This is a genomic window from Enterobacter sp. BIDMC 30, from assembly GCF_000534355.1.
GTDB classification, from domain to species: Bacteria; Pseudomonadota; Gammaproteobacteria; order Enterobacterales; family Enterobacteriaceae; genus Enterobacter; species Enterobacter ludwigii.
On record NZ_KI973169.1, the window covers coordinates 1715471 to 1735418 of the forward strand.

General features: G+C 56.2%; 14 protein-coding genes. 6 read left to right on the forward strand and 8 right to left on the reverse strand.

Annotation, left to right across the window (positions count from 1 at the left end):
• Positions 1-22: 22 nt before the first annotated feature.
• Positions 23-562 (forward strand): YfaZ family outer membrane protein, encoded by a 540-nt coding sequence (locus L466_RS14135; RefSeq protein ID WP_020883156.1) that lies wholly within the window; start codon positions 23-25, stop codon positions 560-562.
• Between the two features lie 94 nt (positions 563-656).
• A complete protein-coding gene (locus tag L466_RS14130; protein WP_014170973.1) occupies positions 657-1856 on the forward strand; it encodes a nicotinamide mononucleotide deamidase-related protein YfaY in 1200 nt (399 codons plus the stop codon).
• A gap of 33 nt (positions 1857-1889) precedes the next feature.
• Here the strand turns inward: L466_RS14130 and glpC are convergent, their stop codons facing one another.
• Genes glpC through glpA form a run of 3 tightly spaced genes read right to left on the reverse strand, consistent with a single transcriptional unit; the run spans position 1890 to position 5912 of the window.
• On the reverse strand, positions 1890-3080 hold the full coding sequence (glpC, locus tag L466_RS14125; protein WP_020883157.1) for an anaerobic glycerol-3-phosphate dehydrogenase subunit GlpC: 1191 nt from the start codon (positions 3078-3080) through the stop codon (positions 1890-1892).
• Positions 3077-4294, reverse strand: coding sequence for a glycerol-3-phosphate dehydrogenase subunit GlpB (gene glpB, locus L466_RS14120; RefSeq protein WP_032680567.1), 1218 nt, complete (start codon positions 4292-4294; stop codon positions 3077-3079). Before glpB ends, glpC begins: the two co-directional genes overlap by 4 nt.
• Positions 4284-5912 carry an anaerobic glycerol-3-phosphate dehydrogenase subunit A gene (glpA, locus tag L466_RS14115; protein ID WP_032680569.1) on the reverse strand — a complete coding sequence of 543 codons (1629 nt, stop codon included), beginning with the start codon at positions 5910-5912 and terminating at the stop codon, positions 4284-4286. Before glpA ends, glpB begins: the two co-directional genes overlap by 11 nt.
• Before the next feature lie 255 nt (positions 5913-6167).
• On the opposite strand from glpA, the gene glpT reads away from it, so the two are divergent.
• Both glpT and glpQ read left to right on the forward strand, forming a co-directional pair.
• Positions 6168-7520, forward strand: a complete 1353-nt coding sequence (glpT, locus tag L466_RS14110) for a glycerol-3-phosphate transporter (RefSeq protein ID WP_020883160.1) — start codon at positions 6168-6170, stop codon at positions 7518-7520.
• A gap of 11 nt (positions 7521-7531) precedes the next feature.
• Positions 7532-8584: a glycerophosphodiester phosphodiesterase gene (gene glpQ, locus L466_RS14105; protein WP_032680570.1), complete on the forward strand. Its 1053-nt coding sequence runs from the start codon at positions 7532-7534 to the stop codon at positions 8582-8584.
• A 47-nt stretch (positions 8585-8631) separates the two neighbouring features.
• On the opposite strand, the gene yfaE is transcribed toward glpQ, so the two are convergent.
• The 4 genes from yfaE to ubiG all read right to left on the reverse strand — a co-directional run bounded on the left by yfaE (position 8632) and on the right by ubiG (position 13429).
• Positions 8632-8886 (reverse strand): class I ribonucleotide reductase maintenance protein YfaE, encoded by a 255-nt coding sequence (yfaE, locus tag L466_RS14100; RefSeq protein ID WP_014170967.1) that lies wholly within the window; start codon positions 8884-8886, stop codon positions 8632-8634.
• Positions 8886-10016 (reverse strand): class Ia ribonucleoside-diphosphate reductase subunit beta, encoded by a 1131-nt coding sequence (nrdB, locus tag L466_RS14095; protein ID WP_014170966.1) that lies wholly within the window; start codon positions 10014-10016, stop codon positions 8886-8888. Before nrdB ends, yfaE begins: the two co-directional genes overlap by 1 nt.
• Positions 10017-10067: 51 nt before the next feature.
• Positions 10068-12353, reverse strand: a complete 2286-nt coding sequence (gene nrdA / locus L466_RS14090) for a class 1a ribonucleoside-diphosphate reductase subunit alpha (protein ID WP_032680571.1) — start codon at positions 12351-12353, stop codon at positions 10068-10070.
• Positions 12354-12700: 347 nt separating this feature from the next.
• Positions 12701-13429: a bifunctional 2-polyprenyl-6-hydroxyphenol methylase/3-demethylubiquinol 3-O-methyltransferase UbiG gene (ubiG, locus tag L466_RS14085; RefSeq protein ID WP_014170964.1), complete on the reverse strand. Its 729-nt coding sequence runs from the start codon at positions 13427-13429 to the stop codon at positions 12701-12703.
• A gap of 146 nt (positions 13430-13575) precedes the next feature.
• Between ubiG and gyrA the strand changes: the two genes are divergently transcribed.
• On the forward strand, positions 13576-16212 hold the full coding sequence (gene gyrA, locus L466_RS14080) for a DNA topoisomerase (ATP-hydrolyzing) subunit A (RefSeq protein ID WP_014170963.1): 2637 nt from the start codon (positions 13576-13578) through the stop codon (positions 16210-16212).
• A 135-nt stretch (positions 16213-16347) separates the two neighbouring features.
• Positions 16348-19194 (forward strand): two-component system sensor histidine kinase RcsC, encoded by a 2847-nt coding sequence (rcsC, locus tag L466_RS14075; protein WP_032680572.1) that lies wholly within the window; start codon positions 16348-16350, stop codon positions 19192-19194.
• A gap of 87 nt (positions 19195-19281) precedes the next feature.
• Here rcsC and rcsB read toward each other — a convergent pair whose 3' ends face one another.
• Positions 19282-19932 carry a response regulator transcription factor RcsB gene (rcsB, locus tag L466_RS14070; RefSeq protein WP_006176468.1) on the reverse strand — a complete coding sequence of 217 codons (651 nt, stop codon included), beginning with the start codon at positions 19930-19932 and terminating at the stop codon, positions 19282-19284.
• Positions 19933-19948: the final 16 nt, after the last annotated feature.

Below are 19948 nucleotides of genomic sequence, written 5' to 3' on the forward strand. Positions count from 1 at the left end.
AAAATTGTGCGGGATCACGACAATGAAAAAAGTGGCATTAGTGGGCTTAGGCCTGATGGTTGTTTCTTCGGCGGCGAACGCCATCAGCTTCAACGGCTCGGCGGGTCAGGATTATACTCACCTCGGCTTTGGCCTTGGGACCGAGACCTCCGGTCTGGCGATGACCGGCGGCTGGACACATAACGATGACGATGGCGATGCGGCAAGCCTCGGTCTGGGTCTGAACATTCCGCTTGGCCCGTTCCTGGCCACCGTGGGCGGTAAGGGGATTTACACTAACCCGAACGACGGTGATGAAGGTTACGCGGCGGCGGTAGGCGGCGGCCTGCAGTGGAAAATTGGCGATAGTTTCGGCCTGTTCGGCGAGTATTACTACTCACCGGATTCGCTCTCCAGCGGTATCGACAGCTATGAAGAAGCCAACGCGGGCGCGCGCTGGACCATCATGCGTCCGATTACGATTGAAGCAGGCTATCGCTATCTGAACCTGGCGGGTAAAGACGGCAACCGCGACAACGCACTGGCTGACGGCCCGTACGTGGGGGTCAGCGCAGGGTTCTAATCACGCCGGCGCGGCATTCTGTCGCGCCAGTTTCACTCTTCTCCCGACATCCATTTGCGCTATAGTGTTTTGACCATATAAGCGGGAGAACACAATGATTAACGTGGAGATGTTATCCACCGGCGACGAAGTGCTGCATGGACAAATTATTGATACCAATGCTGCCTGGCTTGCCGATCTTTTCTTTGAGCAAGGATTACCGTTAACGCGCCGCAATACGGTGGGCGACAATCTTGAGTCACTGGTGAATGTGCTGCGTGAGCGTAGCGAACACGCCGACGTGTTGATTGTGAACGGCGGGCTCGGTCCCACCAGCGACGATCTCAGCGCCCTGGCCGCCGCGACCGCAAAAGGTGAAGGGCTGGTGCTGCATGAAGAGTGGCTGGCACAGATGGAGCGTTTCTTCTCCGAACGTGGCCGTGTTATGGCTCCCAGCAACCGCAAGCAGGCGGAAATTCCCGCCAGCGCCGAACTGGTCGATAACCCCGTGGGTACCGCGTGTGGGTTTGCCATTACGCTGAACCGCTGCCTGATGTTCTTCACGCCGGGCGTACCGTCAGAATTTAAAGTGATGGTCGAGCAGCAGATCCTGCCGCGCCTTCGCGAACGTTTTACCCTGCCTGAGCCTCCGCTCTGCCTGCGTCTGACCACGTTTGGCCGTTCCGAAAGCGATCTGGCCCAGAGTCTTGATCATCTCTCCCTGCCACCCGGTGTCTCAATGGGCTACCGCTCCTCCATGCCTATCATTGAACTCAAGCTGACAGGGCCGGCCTCAGAGAAGGCGGCGATGCTGGCGCTCTGGCCGGAGGTGCAGCGCGTGGCCGGTGAAAGCCTGATCTTTGAAGGCACCGAGGGGCTGCCGGCGCAGATTGCGTCACATCTGCAGTCTCGGCAGCTGAGCGTGACCTTAAGCGAACAGTTCACCGGCGGCCTGCTGGCGCTACAGCTGTCGCGCGCCAGTGCGCCGCTGTTGGCCAGTGAAGTGGTGCCGTTCCAGCAGGAAACGCTGGCGCAGACCGCGCGCTGGGCTTCGGAAAGAAGAGTGAAACATTTTGCTGGCCTGGCGCTGTTTGTGGGGGGGCTGGATGAGGAACATCTCAACTTTGCGCTGGCGACGCCGGAAGGCACGTATGCTTTGCGGGTTAAAATGAGCATTACCCGCCACAGTCTGGCGGTACGTCAGGAGGTCTGCGCCATGATGGCGCTGAACATGCTGCGCCGCTGGCTGAAGGGTAAAGAGGTGGCCAGCGAGCACGGCTGGATTAATGTTGTCGAATCGCTGTTTGTTGAGTGATGCCTTTGCCGGGGCGTTTTGCCCCGGCACGGTTTAGCCCAGCGCCTTCGCCAGCAGAGTGATCGGATGCTCGCAGCGCTTGCTGGTAGACATCTCTATCTGCCACTTACAGGTTTCGCAGTCGGTGACCACGATATCTGCGCCGCTCTCTTCAATCTGGCGAAACAGCGGGGCGCCGATCGCCTGTGACGTTTCGTAGTTTTCTCGCTTAAAGCCGTAAGTGCCCGCGATGCCGCAGCAGCGCGAGTCCAGCACCGTCAGCTCCAGCCCCGGAATGAGCCGCAACAGCTCAAGCGTATAGAGCGACCAGCCCATTTTCTCCATATGACACGGTGTGTGATACACCACTTTCAGCGGTAGTTCCCGCAGCGGCAGCGTCTGCCCGCTGTCCAGTTTGCGCCACAGGAAACGCGTCGCCAGCTCAATGTGCTCGCGCAGACCGGTGTTATCCACGTCCAGCAGGTGCGGATACTCATCACGCAGGGTGAAGGTACAGGTGGACGAGGTGGCCAGCACCGGAATTCCTTTATCAACGATGGCCTCGCGCAGGGACGTGACGTTGCTTTTGGCTTGTTTGCGCGCCTTATCGGTAAAACCGTTGGCAATCAACGGCACACCGCAGCACTTCTCTTTATTCAGGAGCTGCACGCCGGTCCCCATCGCGTTGAGTACCTTCAGCAGATCTTTTCCCAGTTGCGGGTGGTTGTAGTTGACATAGCAGCCGTGGAAGAACGCGACCTGATCAGTGTACTGCGCCTGTTCCGCTGCCACGGATGTATACCAGCGCCGGAAGGTACCGTGAGAGTATTTTGGCAGGCTGCGGTGGTGGTCTATCTTCAGCGTCGCATCCAGCAGTTTTCGCACCGGCTTGAGAGACGTTGCAGCATTCACCAGCGGGGCAAAAGGCGTGGAGACACTGCCCATCAGGTCGGTGTGACTCAGGATCGCATCGCGCAGGGACGGCTTTTGCGTGCTGTAACGCGCGCGGGCTCGCTGGATGATATCGCCGATCTTCACGTCCGACGGACAGGCCACTTCGCAACGTTTACAGTTGATGCAGTATTTCAGCGCCTCATCGTACAGCGCACCGTCTTTCAGACGCAGGCGCTCGCCGTCAGGCCCGGCCTGTTTCGGGCCCGGGTAGCGCGGATTCACACCGCTGACCGGGCAGACGGTGGTACAAACTGTGCATTTGATGCAGCTTTCAAACCGGGTATCGTTCATTGCTCAGCCTCCATGCGCTGGCCAATTTGCTCTGCCACATACAGCGCCGTGATGGCGCAGACCCCGCCGCCGCAACCCTGAGCGATAGGATCGTATCCCCCCAGAAGAGAGCCAATGGCATAGAGATTACTGACCGGCTGACCAGAAAGTTGCGGGTGCAGTTGCTTATCGACAATCACGCCGAACTGCTGCCAGGGTTGCGGGGTGAAGAAATCACTCTGATACCAGTCCGCGCGGGAGGGCGTTTGCCGGACATCCAGTCCCATAATGGCCTCCTGGATGCCGTCCCGACGGCTCAGCAGCCCGTTGCTGAAGAAACTGCCGCTTGCCAGCACTGTATAACGCGCGCGAAGCGGAATATCAGCGTGATTACGCGTCCAGACTTCGCTCACCGAGCCATCCGTCAGGGTGATTTTTTTCACCTCGTCACCCGCCATCCACACGCCACCCTGAGCGATAAACCGCCGCTGAAGCTGGGTATGCAGGCGAATGCCGGGGACAGAAGGGGGAAGCGTCGGCAGCAGGCCAAGCGAGCAGGGCAGGCGATCCGAGAGCCAGCGCCAGAGCCGGTTGTCGCTTAAGCCAAAGCAGGCGGGCATAAACAGCGTATCGCAACCTTCGGCAAGCGGCCGGATCGCGGCATACAGCAGCGGCCATTTATCGTCGTTGTCGAGAAAACGGGCAATATTCACCGCGCGAAACTCGCTCGGGTTGTCGCGCAGGACGTCAAGCTCAGGAAGCTCTATCTCAGCCGTTTGTGCGTTCACGCCCTGGCGACAGAGCGATGCCGCAGCGAGGTGGGGCTGGAAATCAAGAAAACCGCTAATACCCACGACCAGGACCCGTCCTGCGTTGAAGGGGGCAACAGGCACCTCTTCCGGGCTGAGCCAGGCAGAGCGCAGGGTGCCGAGCGGGGTAACCCGATGATGATTTTTCCGGGCGTTACCCTGCAGCCGTGCGCCACACTCGGCCAGAAGGGTTTCGGCTTCATGGGCGAAGCGGTCGACGGTGTCTCTGCCCGTCAGGTTATAGGGATGCTCTGGCGGCAGGGCATCGCGATACGCCTCATCCAGCAGATCCAGCGAACCCGACGAGAAGTGCAGCGCGCTCTGGCCCCGGGTGATGATGGCGCAGCGCAGCCCCTGCTTCGTTAGCCTGATACCACAGAGCAGACCCGCCAGCCCACCACCGACAATCACGGTATCAAATTTCATCCTGTTGCTCCTTCTCAAGACCGCACAGCCCCTGGTAGACCCAGCGGGTAAACTCGCTTTCACGCAGGGCATCACCCCAGGCGACAGGCTGAATACCTTTCCAGCGTTCGTTCAGGAAATCACTGAGTTGTGCCAGCGACTGGGTGGCAGTGGTGGTATGAAAACGTTGTAACAACCCGGCGGCACGGCAGGCGCACAGCTCACCCTGGCAGGTGCCCATGCCCACGCGGGTGCGCCGACGTAAATCAAGCAGGCTGTTGACGGTCAGATTCTCCACGGCGTATTGCACTTCACCCGCCGTGACGGCTTCGCATTCACACACCAGGCTACGGCTCAGCCGTCCTTCCCCCAGCCAGACCGGCGTGCGGTCTCCGTGGCGATAGATGGCGGAACCGCGCAGGGGGGCGGAAAGGGAGATGATTTTTTGCAGCGTTTTCTCGGTGGACTGACGCGAGCCGGGCAGAGGTTGCTCTGCAGTCACACACCGTTCGCTATTACCCAGCTTGCGGCAGACGGCATCGGTTGCCCACTCGGCCATCAGGCGGTAGGTCATCAGCTTGCCGCCGGTGATGGTGATAAACCCGTCCAGACCATCGCGCGCGGCGTGGTCGAGCAGCACGATGCCACGGCTGACGTTGCGCCCGCTCGGGTCGTTATCGCTCGCCACCAGAGGGCGCACGCCGGCATAGGCACGAAGAATTCGGGTCTGCGCCATCACAGGGGCCAGCTTTTCCCCTTCGCGCAGCAGGATATCCACCTCGTCGGCGGTCACGCGGTTGTAATCAATCTCGCTATAGTCCACGTGGGTTGAGGTGGTGCCGATAAGCGAAATGGTATCGCCCGGCACCAGGATGTCGGCATCAGAAGGTTTGCGGCAGCGGTTGATCACGTGGTTGTTAATGCGGTGGTCGAGGATCAGCAGCGAGCCTTTTGCCGGGAACATGCGCACAGACAGCTCGGCGTACTCCGCGATGCGTTGCCCCCAGATCCCCGCCGCGTTGACCACCACGGCGGCGTACAGTTCGCCATGCTCCTTATACTGCGTATCAAAAACACGTACGCCGCAGACGCGGTTCCCTTCCCGGATAAGCCCGATCACTTCCTGCCCGGTCAGAACCTGTGCGCCGTGTTCACGGGCGTCCAGCATGTTCGCGGCGGTCAGGCGGAAAGGGTCAACCGTGCCGTCCGGGACCTTCACCGCACCGATAAGGGCCGGGTTGACAGACGGTTCCAGGCGACGCGCGAGTTCGGGGTCGATGACGTCAGCCTCAATCCCTGCAGCGCGGCAGGCGGTCACAAAGGTTGGCTGAAATGAGAGATCGTCTTCGGGAAGCGTAATGAACAGACCGTTGGTCGGTTCAATGCAGTGGCGGGCAATGCGTCTGAGGATCTGGTTTTCAGCAATGCATTCCCGCGCGGATTCGGGGTCGGTCACCGCGTAACGGGCACCACTGTGCAGCAGGCCATGATTGCGCCCGGTTGCGCCCGTCGCAATGTCATGGCGCTCCAGAAGCGTGACGCTCAGCCCACGCAGGGCGCAGTCGCGTGCGATGCCGGCGCCGGTCGCGCCACCGCCAATGATAATCACATCGCTGTAGCGAGGATCGTGAATTGTCATTGTTATCCCTCTGTGTTCGTTTTTTACCATTTAGCCACATCAAAACTGTGGTTTGTTTGATTTCGAACATAAACGAACGAAATTCGAAAGTGAAACGTGATTCCATGCGCTTTTCTGCGCACATTGTCATATTTCTGTAACAATTTGTGCGTTGATTCACAGTAACAATCACCGTGATTTCTTAACATCGCCGCCTCTCTGGAGTGTGGGGCAGTTAAACCCCTGTAAATTCAATACCTGGCCACGGAGGCTGTCATGCTCAGTATCTTCAAACCTGCGCCGCATCGGGCGCGTCTGCCAGAGGCAGAAATTGATCCGCTATACCGTCGTCTGCGTTGGCAAATCTTCCTGGGGATCTTCTTCGGGTACGCGGCGTACTACCTGGTACGTAAAAACTTTGCGCTCGCCATGCCGTATCTGGTGGAGCAGGGCTTTTCTCGTGGCGATCTGGGGTTCGCGCTGTCGGGGATCTCTATCGCCTACGGTTTTTCCAAATTCATCATGGGTTCAGTGTCCGATCGCTCGAATCCACGCGTGTTCCTGCCTGCGGGTCTGATCCTGGCGGCAGCGGTGATGCTGTTCATGGGCTTTGTGCCATGGGCAACCTCCAGCATCGCCGTGATGTTCGTGCTGCTGTTCCTCTGTGGCTGGTTCCAGGGAATGGGGTGGCCGCCTTGCGGGCGCACCATGGTGCACTGGTGGTCGCAGAAAGAGCGTGGCGGCATCGTGTCGGTGTGGAACTGCGCGCATAACGTCGGTGGCGGTATTCCACCTCTGCTGTTCCTGCTGGGGATGGCGTGGTTTAACGACTGGAAAGCCGCGCTTTATATGCCTGCCTTTGGTGCCATTCTGGTGGCGGTTATCGCTTTCGCCCTGATGCGTGACACTCCGCAGTCCTGTGGCCTGCCGCCGATTGAAGAGTACAAAAACGACTATCCGGATGATTACAGCGAGCAGCATGAAGAAGAGCTGACGGCCAAACAGATCTTCATGAAGTACGTCCTGCCCAACAAACTGCTGTGGTATATCGCGGTGGCCAACGTCTTCGTGTACCTGCTGCGTTACGGCATCCTCGACTGGTCACCTACCTATCTGAAAGAGGTGAAGCATTTCGCGCTGGATAAATCCTCCTGGGCTTACTTCCTCTATGAGTACGCCGGGATCCCGGGGACGCTGATTTGCGGCTGGATGTCGGACAAAGTGTTCCGGGGTAACCGTGGTGCGACGGGCGTCTTCTTTATGACGCTGGTGACCATTGCCACCGTGGTTTACTGGCTCAACCCACCGGGTAACCCGTCAGTCGATATGGCCTGTATGATCGTCATCGGCTTCCTGATTTACGGCCCGGTGATGCTGATTGGTCTGCATGCCCTGGAGCTGGCACCGAAGAAAGCGGCAGGTACGGCAGCCGGCTTTACCGGTCTGTTCGGTTACCTGGGCGGTTCGGTCGCGGCGAGCGCCATTGTGGGCTACACCGTTGACTTCTTCGGCTGGGACGGCGGCTTTATGGTGATGATTGGCGGTAGCGTGCTGGCGGTGCTGCTGTTGATTGTGGTGATGATTGGTGAAAAACGTCATCACGCCGAAATGCAGGCGCGTCGTCAATAAGGAGAAGGCTGATGAAATTAACTTACGTAGCAACGGGCCTGCTGCTGGCGGGCCTGATGACAGGCTCAGTGCTGGCTAACGAGAAAATGGTTATCGCCCATCGCGGCGCAAGCGGCTATCTGCCAGAGCACACGCTCCCGGCAAAAGCGATGGCCTATGCGCAGGGGGCAGATTATCTCGAGCAGGATCTGGTGATGACCCGTGACGATCAGCTGGTCGTCCTTCATGACCACTATCTTGACCGCGTGACGGACGTGGCTGAGCGTTTCCCGGCCCGCGCCCGCAAAGATGGTCGCTACTACGCCATTGACTTTACGCTGGATGAGATTCGTTCGCTGAAGTTTACCGAGGGCTTCGAGGTTGAAAACGGCAAGAAGGTGCAGGTCTATCCGGGACGTTTCCCGATGGGTAAATCTGATTTTCGCATTCATACCTTCGAAGAAGAGATTGAGTTTGTGCAGGGACTGAACCACTCAACCGGGAAAAACATCGGCATCTACCCGGAGATAAAAGCGCCGTGGTTCCACCATCAGGAAGGGAAGGACATTGCCGCGAAGACGCTGGACGTGCTGAAAAAGTACGGCTACACCAGCAAGCGCGACAAAGTCTATCTGCAATGTTTTGACGCCGCTGAGCTGAAGCGCATCAAAACCGAGCTGGCGCCAAAGAGAGGGATGGATCTCAATCTGGTACAGCTGATTGCCTACACCGACTGGAATGAAACTCAGGAGAAACAGCCCGACGGCACGTGGATGAATTACAACTACGACTGGATGTTTAAGCCGGGCGCAATGAAACAGATCGCGCAGTACGCCGACGGTATCGGACCAGATTACCATATGCTGGTGGCGGAAGGCTCAACGCCAGGCCACGTCAAGCTGACGGCAATGGTGAAAGAGGCGCACGCCAGTCATATGCAGGTTCATCCGTATACGGTGCGTGCGGACCAGCTACCGGCTTATGCGACGGACGTCAACCAGCTGTACGACGTGCTGTATAACCAGGCCGGGGTGGACGGGCTGTTCACCGATTTCCCCGATAAAGCCGTGCAGTTTTTGAAGTAAAAAAAAAGGGCCGTAAGGCCCTTTTTTATGTCGCCCGGAGGGGCGGTTTACATCTCAATCTCTATATCGCCTTTTGCCCGGCAGCAGCAGGGCAAAATTTCACCTTCGTTGATGAAGGCCAGCGGTTCGGTCAGCCAGTCCACTTGTCCGGCGACTAAACGGCAGCGACATGAGCCGCAATAGCCTGAGCGGCATTGATACTCCACTTCAACCTGATGCGCCTCAAGCGCAATCAACAGGGAAGGGTGTTCTTCCCGGCACAGCACTTCGGTACCGGAAAGGCTAAGCGTTACGCGGCTCATCAGAGCTGGAAGTCGCTCAGGTCGTCGGTATTAACTTCAGAGTCAATCTGCCCGACCAGATAAGAACTGACTTCCACTTCCTGTGGCGCAACCTGCACGTTATCGGATACCAGCCAGGTGTTGATCCACGGAATTGGGTTAGAGCGGGTTTTGAACGGCAGCTCAAGCCCGACCGCCTGCATACGGATGTTGGTGATGTACTCAACATACTGGCACAGGATGTCTTTGTTCAGGCCAATCATGGAGCCGTCGCGGAACAGGTAGTCTGCCCACTCTTTCTCCTGCTGAGCGGCCAGCACGAACAGGTCATAGCACTCCTGTTTGCACTCTTCGGCAATCTCAGCCATCTCCGGATCGTCTGTACCGCTGCGCAGCAGGTTCAGCATATGCTGGGTGCCGGTCAGGTGTAGGGCTTCGTCACGGGCGATCAGACGGATGATTTTGGCATTACCTTCCATCAGCTTGCGTTCCGCAAAAGCGAAGGAGCAGGCGAAGCTCACGTAGAAGCGGATGGCTTCCAGTGCGTTAACGCTCATCAGGCACAGGTAAAGCTGTTTCTTCAGCGCGCGCAGGCTCACGGTGACGGTTTTGCCGTTCACGGTGTGGGTGCCTTCGCCCAGCAGATGCCAGTAGCTGGTCATCTCGATCAGTTCGTCGTAGTAGTGCGCAATACCTTCAGCACGTTTCTGGATCTGCTCGTTAGTGACGATATCGTCAAACACCACCGCCGGATCGTTAACGATGTTGCGGATAATGTGGGTGTAAGAGCGGGAGTGGATGGTCTCAGAAAACGCCCAGGTTTCCACCCAGGTTTCCAGCTCCGGAATGGAGATCAGCGGCAGCAGCGCCACGTTCGGGCTACGGCCCTGAATGGAGTCCAGCAGCGTCTGGTACTTCAGGTTGCTGATGAAGATATGCTTTTCGTGCTCCGGCAACGCCTGGAAATCGATACGATCGCGAGAGACGTCAACTTCTTCCGGGCGCCAGAAGAAGGAGAGTTGCTTTTCAATCAGCTTTTCGAAGATGTCATATTTTTGCTGATCGTAGCGTGCCACGTTGACCGGTTGCCCGAAGAACATCGGCTCTTTGAGTTGGTCGTTTTTCGTCTGTGAAAAGGTGGTGTATGCCATGAATTGGAGTCCTGTCTTACGAAATAAAGGCGGGGATATCCCCGCCCTTCATTAGATCTTACATGCGCCGCTTTCGCAGCCATCGTCCTGAATTGACGGTGCCATGTCATCCTGAGCGTCTTCCGCACCATCACGGGTGTTGTGATAGTACAGGGTTTTCACACCAAATTTGTAGGCGGTGAGCAGGTCTTTCAACAGTTGCTGCATCGGTACCTTGCCAGACGGGAAGCGCGTCGGGTCGTAGTTGGTGTTAGCAGAAATCGACTGGTCGATAAACTTCTGCATGATCCCCACCAGCTGCAGGTAACCGTCGTTGTTTGGCATTTCCCACAGCAGCTCGTAGTTGTCTTTCAGCAGCTCGTAGTCAGGCACAACCTGACGCAGGATACCGTCTTTCGACGCTTTAATGCTGACGTGGCCGCGCGGTGGTTCAATACCGTTGGTGGCGTTAGAGATCTGCGAAGAGGTCTCAGACGGCATCAGGGCAGACAGCGTGGAGTTACGCAGGCCTTGAGTCTTGATGGATTCACGCAGCGCTTCCCAGTCCAGATGCAGCGGTTCGTTAGAGATCGCATCCAGGTCTTTCTTATAGGTATCGATCGGCAGAATGCCTTTCGCATAGGTGGTTTCGTTGAACCACGGGCACGCGCCTTGCTCTTTCGCCAGCTCGTTGGAGGCTTTCAGCAGGTAGTACTGAATCGCTTCGAACGTTTCGTGGGTCAGGTTGTTCGCGCTGCCGTCGGAGTAACGCTTACCGTGTTTCGCCAGCCAGTAGGCAAAGTTGATAACGCCGATACCGAGGGTTCGACGGCCCATTGCTCCACGTTTTGCCGCCGGGATTGGGTAGTCCTGGTAATCCAGCAGGGCATCCAGCGCACGCACGGCCAGCACCGCCAGCTCTTCCAGCTCTTCCAGGCTCTTGATAGCGCCCAGGTTGAAAGCAGAGAGGGTGCAGAGCGCGATTTCGCCGTTTTCGTCGTTAACATCTTCCAGCGGTTTGGTCGGCAGGGCGATTTCCAGGCACAGGTTAGACTGGCGCACTGGCGCAACCACCGGGTCAAACGGGCTATGGGTGTTGCAGTGGTCAACGTTCTGAATGTAGATACGGCCGGTAGAGGCACGTTCCTGCATCATCAGGGAGAACAGGTCAACCGCCTTAACGCGCTGCTTACGGATGCTGTCGTCTTTTTCGTATTTGGTGTACAGACGCTCGAACTCATCCTGATCGGCAAAGAACGCGTCATACAGGCCCGGAACGTCGGACGGGCTGAACAGGGTGATGTCTTCACCTTTCAGCAGACGGGTGTACATCAGCTTGTTGATCTGTACGCCGTAGTCCATGTGACGAACGCGGTTGCCTTCAACGCCACGGTTGTTTTTCAGTACCAGCAGGCTTTCCACTTCCAGGTGCCACATTGGGTAGAACAGGGTGGCAGCACCACCGCGTACGCCGCCCTGAGAGCAGGATTTTACCGCGGTCTGGAAGTGTTTGTAGAACGGGATACAGCCGGTGTGGAACGCTTCACCGCCGCGAATCGGGCTACCCAGTGCACGGATGCGACCGGCGTTGATGCCGATACCGGCACGCTGGGAGACATATTTCACGATGGCGCTGGAGGTCGCGTTGATGGAATCCAGGCTGTCACCACACTCGATCAGGACGCATGAGCTGAACTGACGGGTTGGGGTGCGCACGCCAGACATGATTGGCGTAGGCAGAGAAATCTTGAACGTGGAAACCGCATCGTAGAAACGCTTCACGTATTCCAGACGGGTGTCACGCGGGTAGTTAGAGAACAGGCAGGCGGCCACCAGAATATAGAGGAACTGGGCGCTTTCGTAGATCTCACCGGTCACACGGTTCTGAACCAGGTATTTGCCTTCGAGCTGCTTCACCGCCGCGTAAGAGAAGTTCATGTCGCGCCAGTGATCGATAAACCCGTTCATCTGCTCGAACTCTTCTTCCGTATAGTCTTCCAGCAGATGCGTGTCGTATTTGCCCAGCTCAACCATTTTCACCACGTGATCGTAAAGCTTTGGCGGCTCAAACTGGCCGTACGCTTTTTTACGCAGGTGGAAAATCGCCAGACGTGCAGCGAGGTACTGATAATCCGGGGCTTCACGGGAAATGAGATCCGCCGCAGCCTTGATGATGGTTTCGTGGATATCAGACGTCTTGATGCCATCGTAGAACTGAATGTGAGAGCGCAGTTCAACCTGGGAGATAGATACGTTATTCAGTCCTTCTGCTGCCCAGTCGAGAACACGATGGATTTTGTCCAGATTGATACGCTCGGTGGTACCGTCGCGCTTAGTCACCAGCAGACTCTGATTCATGTGGGTTTTACCTGTCCGTGAAATAAAAAATATCCCCCGCTTATCCACAGATCCGTCTTGTGACTAACTCTGTGGATAAATACTACATATAGGGGGTTTGCGATAAGAAAAACGCTATATGGTGAGTATTCTAGTATCGAATCTTTTCAGCACAAGGGTTGATTTTGACGTTAAATTGAGGTTGTCAAAGGGTAAAAAAGGCTAAGTCCTCGTACCGTAAGGCCTGGAAGAGATGTCAATAATTAAGAAAAAAAATTCAAAATTTGATCGAGTGCTGATTTCTTCAACGGGAGGTCAGAATTGCGCAACATGATGTCGCGCAATCTTTATAAGAATAATGGATGACGTCAGTCGTTTTTGGCGGTTGTATGCAACATATAGTTAACATCTACACCCGGTGCGAGTTTGAATTTATCGGTCAATGGATTGTAATGCAGACCGGTGATGTGCTGCTCCTTGAGCCACGTCTGATCAACCCAGCTTAGTAATTCAGCAGGCTTGATGAATTTCTTCACGTCGTGCGTGCCTTTTGGCACCATACGCAGCACATACTCCGCCCCGACGACCGCCATCAGCCAGGCTTTTCCGTTTCGGTTGATCGTCGAGAAGAAGACCTGGCCGCCCGGTTTCACCAGTTTTGCACAGGCGTGAACCACGGACTGGGGGTCGGGAACGTGCTCCAGCATTTCCATACAGGTCACCACGTCGTACTGATGGGCATGCTTCGCCGCATGTTCTTCGACGGTTTCCTGCACATATTCCACCTGCACTCCAGATTCCAGCGCATGAAGACGGGCAACCTGCAGCGGTTCAAAGCCCATATCCAGACCGGTGACGGTGGCCCCTTCGCGCGCCATGCTTTCTGCCAGAATGCCGCCGCCGCAGCCGACGTCGAGCACTTTCTTACCGAACAGGCCGCCGGAACGCTCCGCGATATAGCCCAGACGCAGCGGGTTAATGCGGTGCAGAGGTTTAAACTCACCTTCGAGATCCCACCAGCGGGATGCCACCGCTTCGAATTTGGCAATCTCTTCATGGTCAACGTTGTGAGCTACCGGGGATTTTTCGGCATTCATGGGCGCTTTTACTCCTTATTTTGCAAGACTTCGGAGTATATCAGCCCGCGCGGTTGAATAAAGCTTATTGGTTTACCTCAATCACCGCGGCTGTGTTATAATTTGCGACCTTTGAATCCGGGATACAGTAGAGGGATAGCGGTTAGATGAGCGACCTTGCGAGAGAAATTACACCGGTTAACATCGAGGAAGAGCTGAAGAGCTCCTATCTGGACTATGCGATGTCGGTCATTGTTGGCCGTGCGCTGCCGGACGTCCGCGATGGCCTGAAGCCGGTACACCGTCGCGTACTATACGCCATGAACGTATTGGGCAATGACTGGAATAAAGCCTACAAAAAATCTGCCCGTGTCGTTGGTGACGTAATCGGTAAATACCATCCCCATGGTGATTCCGCGGTGTACGACACTATCGTCCGAATGGCGCAGCCATTCTCGCTGCGTTACATGCTGGTAGATGGTCAGGGTAACTTTGGTTCTATCGACGGCGACTCCGCCGCGGCAATGCGTTATACGGAAATCCGTCTGGCGAAAATTGCCCATGAGCTGATGGCTGACCTGGAAAAAGAGACGGTTGATTTCGTTGATAACTATGACGGCACGGAACGCATTCCGGACGTTATGCCAACGAAAATCCCTAACCTGCTGGTGAACGGTTCGTCCGGTATCGCCGTCGGTATGGCAACCAACATTCCACCGCATAACATCACGGAAGTGATCAACGGCTGCCTGGCCTATATTGAGGATGAAGACATCAGCATTGAAGGGCTGATGGAACACATCCCGGGTCCAGACTTCCCGACGGCGGCGATCATCAACGGTCGTCGTGGTATTGAAGAAGCGTACCGCACCGGACGTGGCAAGATTTATATCCGTGCCCGCGCCGAAGTGGAAGCGGACGCCAAAACCGGCCGTGAAACCATCATTGTTCACGAGATCCCGTATCAGGTGAACAAAGCGCGTCTGATTGAAAAAATCGCCGAGCTGGTAAAAGAAAAACGTGTTGAAGGCATCAGCGCGCTGCGTGACGAATCTGATAAAGACGGCATGCGCATCGTGATTGAAATCAAACGCGACGCGGTAGGCGAGGTTGTACTGAACAACCTGTATTCCCAGACTCAGCTCCAGGTCTCCTTCGGTATCAACATGGTTGCATTGCACCATGGTCAGCCGAAGATCATGAACCTGAAAGATATTCTGAGCGCGTTTGTGCGTCACCGCCGTGAAGTGGTGACTCGCCGTACTATTTTCGAACTGCGTAAAGCCCGCGACCGTGCGCATATCCTTGAAGCGCTGGCCGTTGCACTGGCAAACATCGACCCAATCATTGAGTTGATTCGCCGTGCACCAACCCCTGCGGAAGCGAAAGCGTCTCTGATTGCCCGTCCGTGGGATCTGGGCAACGTGGCCGCCATGCTGGAACGCGCTGGCGACGATGCTGCGCGTCCTGAGTGGCTGGAGCCTGAGTTCGGCGTGCGTGACGGTCAGTACTACCTGACTGAACAGCAGGCCCAGGCGATTCTGGATCTGCGTCTGCAGAAACTGACCGGCCTTGAGCACGAAAAACTGCTCGACGAATACAAAGAACTGCTGGAACAGATTGCCGAGCTGCTGCATATCCTGGGTAGCGCAGAGCGCCTGATGGAAGTGATCCGTGAAGAGCTCGAACTGGTCCGCGATCAGTTCGGCGATGAGCGTCGCACCGAAATCACGGCGAACAGCTCTGATATCAACATTGAAGATCTGATCAACCGCGAAGATGTGGTGGTCACCCTGTCTCACCAGGGCTATGTGAAGTATCAGCCGCTGACCGACTACGAAGCACAGCGTCGTGGCGGTAAAGGCAAATCGGCAGCACGTATTAAAGAAGAAGACTTTATTGACCGTCTGCTGGTGGCAAACACCCATGACACGATCCTCTGCTTCTCAAGCCGTGGTCGTCTGTACTGGATGAAGGTCTATCAGCTGCCAGAAGCGAGCCGTGGTGCGCGTGGTCGTCCAATCGTGAACCTGCTGCCGTTGGAAGCGAACGAACGTATCACCGCGATTCTGCCGGTACGTGAGTACGAAGAAGGCGTGAACGTCTTTATGGCGACCGCCAGCGGTACCGTGAAGAAAACCGCGTTGACCGAATTCAGCCGTCCACGTTCTGCCGGTATCATCGCGGTGAACCTGAACGACGGTGACGAACTGATTGGCGTTGACCTCACCTCCGGTTCCGATGAAGTGATGCTGTTCTCCGCCGCCGGTAAAGTGGTGCGCTTCAAAGAGAACGCGGTTCGTGCGATGGGCCGTACTGCAACAGGTGTTCGTGGTATCAAACTGGCCGGTGAAGATACCGTCGTTTCCCTGATCGTTCCGCGCGGTGAAGGTGCTATTCTGACCGTCACGCAGAACGGCTACGGTAAACGTACTGCCGAAAGCGAATATCCGACGAAGTCTCGTGGCACGCAGGGCGTTATCTCTATCAAGGTTACCGAGCGCAACGGATCCGTTGTGGGCGCGGTACAGGTAGACGATGCCGACCAGATCATGATGATCACGGATGCCGGTACGCTGGTGCGTACACGCGTATCTGAGATCAGCGTGGTTGGCCGTAATACTCAGGGTGTGATCCTCATCCGTACCGCGGAAGATGAAAACGTCGTGGGTCTGCAGCGTGTAGCTGAGCCTGTGGATGACGAAGAGCTCGACTCCATCGACGGTAGCGTCGCAGAAGGTGATGATGAAATCGCACCAGAAGCCGATACCGAAGATGATGCAGCGGATGACGCTGACGAGTAATGTCTCCTGATGCAAAAAGGGCCGGTTTCCGGCCCTTTTCTTTTGCACAAGCAGATAAGTGAACGTTGCGACAAGGCGCGTTTACCGCTACCTTAACCACATTCTTTTTGACCCCGACGGCGGAGCCTCGCCCCTTTGAAATACCTCGTCTCCTTTCGTACCACGCTGAAAGTCTCTCGCTATCTGTTTCGGGCGCTGGCGCTCTTGCTTTGGTTGCTGGTGGCATTATTGTCGGTGTTTTACATCGTTAACGCCCTTCATCAGAAAGAAGCGGAGATCCGCCAGGAGTTTAACTTAAGCTCCGATCAGGCCCAGCGCTATATTCAGCGAACGTCCGACGTGATGAAGGAGCTGAAGTACATTGCCGAGAATCGGCTGACCGCGGAAAACGGCATTCTTGCCATCCGTGGGCGTAATGACAAAACCGAAGTACCGAATTTCGAGCCGCTGTTTCCGGATTCCGATTGCTCTGCGATGGGCAGCACCTGGCGTGGTTCACTGGAGTCGCTCTCCTGGTTTATGCGCTACTGGCGTGACAACTTTTCCGCCGCCTATGATCTGAACCGCGTCTTCCTGATTGGCAGTGAAAATCTCTGCATGGCCGACTTTGGCCTGCGCGATGTGCCCGTTGAGCGCGATGATGCGCTGAAAAGCCTGCACGAACGTATTGTGAAATATCGCAATGCGCCGCAGGACGAGCGCGGGAATAACATCTTCTGGATAAGCCAGGGGCCACGCATGGGCGTGGGCTATTTCTACGCCCTCACGCCGGTCTATCTGGGCAATCGTCTGCAGGCGCTGCTGGGGATTGAACAGACCATTCGCATGGAAAACTTCTTCACGCCGGGCAGTCTGCCGATGGGCGTGACCATTCTGGATGAAAACGGACATACCCTGATCTCACTTGCCGGTCCGGATAATCGACTGAACGTCGATCCGCACTGGATGCAGGAGCGGTCGTGGTTTGGCTATACCTCAGGCTTCCGTGAGCTGGTGCTTAAAAAGAGCTTGCCGCCTTCGTCGCTGAGTATTGTCTATTCGCTGCCCGTGGATATGGTGCTTGAGCGGATCCGCATTCTTATCATGAACGCGATTTTGCTGAACCTGCTGGCCGGGGGGGCGCTGTTTACCCTGGCGCGAATGTATGAGCGCAAAATCTTTATACCCGCCGAAAGCGACGCCCAGCGGCTGGAAGAGCACGAGCAGTTTAACCGCAAGATTGTCGCCTCGGCGCCGGTGGGGATCTGCATCCTGCGCACGCAGGACGGGACCAATATCCTCAGTAACGAGCTGGCGCATAACTACCTGAACATGCTGACGCATGAGGACCGACAGAGGCTGACGCAGATTATCTGTGGCCAGCAGGTGAACTTCGTTGACGTGCTGACCAGCACGCACACGAACCTGCAAATCAGCTTTGTGCACTCCCGCTATCGTAATGAGAACGTGGCAATTTGCGTCCTGGTAGACGTCTCGGCGCGTGTGAAGATGGAAGAGTCGTTGCAGGAGATGGCGCAGGCCGCCGAGCAGGCCAGCCAGTCGAAATCCATGTTCCTTGCCACCGTCAGCCACGAGTTGCGTACCCCGCTGTACGGGATTATCGGTAACCTTGATCTTCTGCAGACCAAAGAGCTGCCGAAAGGGGTCGATCGCCTGGTGACGGCGATGAATAACTCCTCCAGCCTGCTGCTGAAAATCATCAGCGATATTCTCGATTTCTCCAAAATTGAGTCGGAGCAGCTGAAAATTGAGCCGCGGGAGTTCTCTCCGCGCGAGGTGATGAACCACATCAGCGCCAACTATCTGCCGCTGGTGGTGCGTAAACAGCTGGGCCTCTACTGCTTTATTGAGCCGGACGTGCCGCTGACGCTGCATGGCGATCCGATGCGTCTGCAGCAGGTCATTTCTAACCTGCTCAGTAACGCCATTAAATTTACCGATATCGGCTGCATTGTGTTGCACGTGTGCCGGGCAGGGGACTACCTGAGTATTCGCGTGCGTGATACCGGCGTGGGTATCCCGGCGAAAGAAGTGGTGCGTCTGTTTGACCCGTTCTTCCAGGTCGGTACCGGCGTACAGCGTAACTTCCAGGGGACCGGGCTGGGTCTGGCGATCTGTGAGAAGCTCGTGAGCATGATGGACGGCGATATCTCCGTTGATACCGAGCCAGGCATGGGCAGCCAGTTTACTATCCGCATTCCGCTCTATTCTGCCCAGTACCCGGCAAAAGCGGTGGTGGACGGCCTGAGCGATAAGCGCTGCTGGCTGGCAGTACACAATGCCTCACTGAATGATTACCTGACGGCGCTTCTTACCCACAGCGGCGTGCGCGTGTCCCGCTATGAAGGGCAAACGCCGGATATCGACGATGTGCTGATCACCGACGAGGTGCTGGAACAACCCTGGCAGGGCAGAGGGGTGGTTCACTTCTGCCGTCGCCATATCGGTATTCCGGTCGAACGAGCTCCGGGTGAATGGGTGCACAGCGTGGCAACGCCGCATGAGCTCATGAGCCTGCTGGCACGTATCTACAGCGTGCAGCTGGAAGATAGCGACGGGGCGACGGAGTTGCCGTCACCGGATGCGCTGGCATCGCTGAATGACGATATGATGATTCTGGTGGTGGATGACCATCCGATTAACCGTCGCCTGCTGGCAGACCAGCTGGGTTCGCTTGGCTATCAGTGCAAAACCGCCAATGACGGCGTGGATGCGCTGAACGTGCTGAGTAAAAACCACATTGATATCGTTCTTAGCGACGTCAACATGCCGAATATGGATGGCTACCGTCTGACGCAGCGTATACGCCAGCTTGGCCTGACGTTGCCGGTCGTGGGCGTGACGGCGAATGCGCTGGCGGAAGAGAAACAGCGCTGTCTGGAGTCAGGGATGGACAGTTGTCTGTCGAAACCGGTGACGCTGGACGTCCTGAAACAGACGATTTCCGTGTATGCGGAACGGGTCAGAAAAGCGAGAGTATAAAAAAAGGCCCGTCAGGGCCTTTTTTGTTGTTTCCCTCACACGCCGGGAGGGGGAGGTGAGGCCATCAGGCCGCACACCCGGTCAACATCAATCCTTATCCGACGCGCTCAGCGTAACGGAGGAGAGATAGTTCAGCAGTGCAATATCGTTATCCACACCCAGTTTCATCATTGCTGATTTCTTCTGGCTACTGATGGTTTTAATACTGCGGTTCAGCTTCTTGGCAATCTCGGTGACCAGGAAACCTTCGGCGAACAGGCGCAGAACTTCGCTCTCTTTCGGAGACAGGCGTTTGTCGCCATAGCCACCGGCGCTGATTTTTTCCAGCAAACGAGAGACGCTTTCAGGCGTGAACTTCTTGCCTTTCTGCAGCGCAGCGAGCGCTTTTGGCAGATCGGTCGGCGCACCCTGTTTCAGCACAATCCCTTCGATATCCAGATCCAGCACGGCGCTGAGAATGGCCGGGTTGTTGTTCATGGTCAGAACAATGATCGAGATGTCCGGGAAGTGACGTTTGATATATTTGATGAGTGTGATCCCATCACCGTATTTGTCCCCAGGCATGGAGAGATCGGTGATGAGCACATGCGCATCAAGCTTTGGGAGGTTATTGATCAGTGCTGTAGAGTCTTCAAATTCACCGACTACATTCACCCACTCGATCTGTTCAAGTGATTTGCGAATACCGAACAGTACAATCGGATGGTCATCGGCAATAATTACGTTCATATTGTTCATGTATAAGGCTACCTTG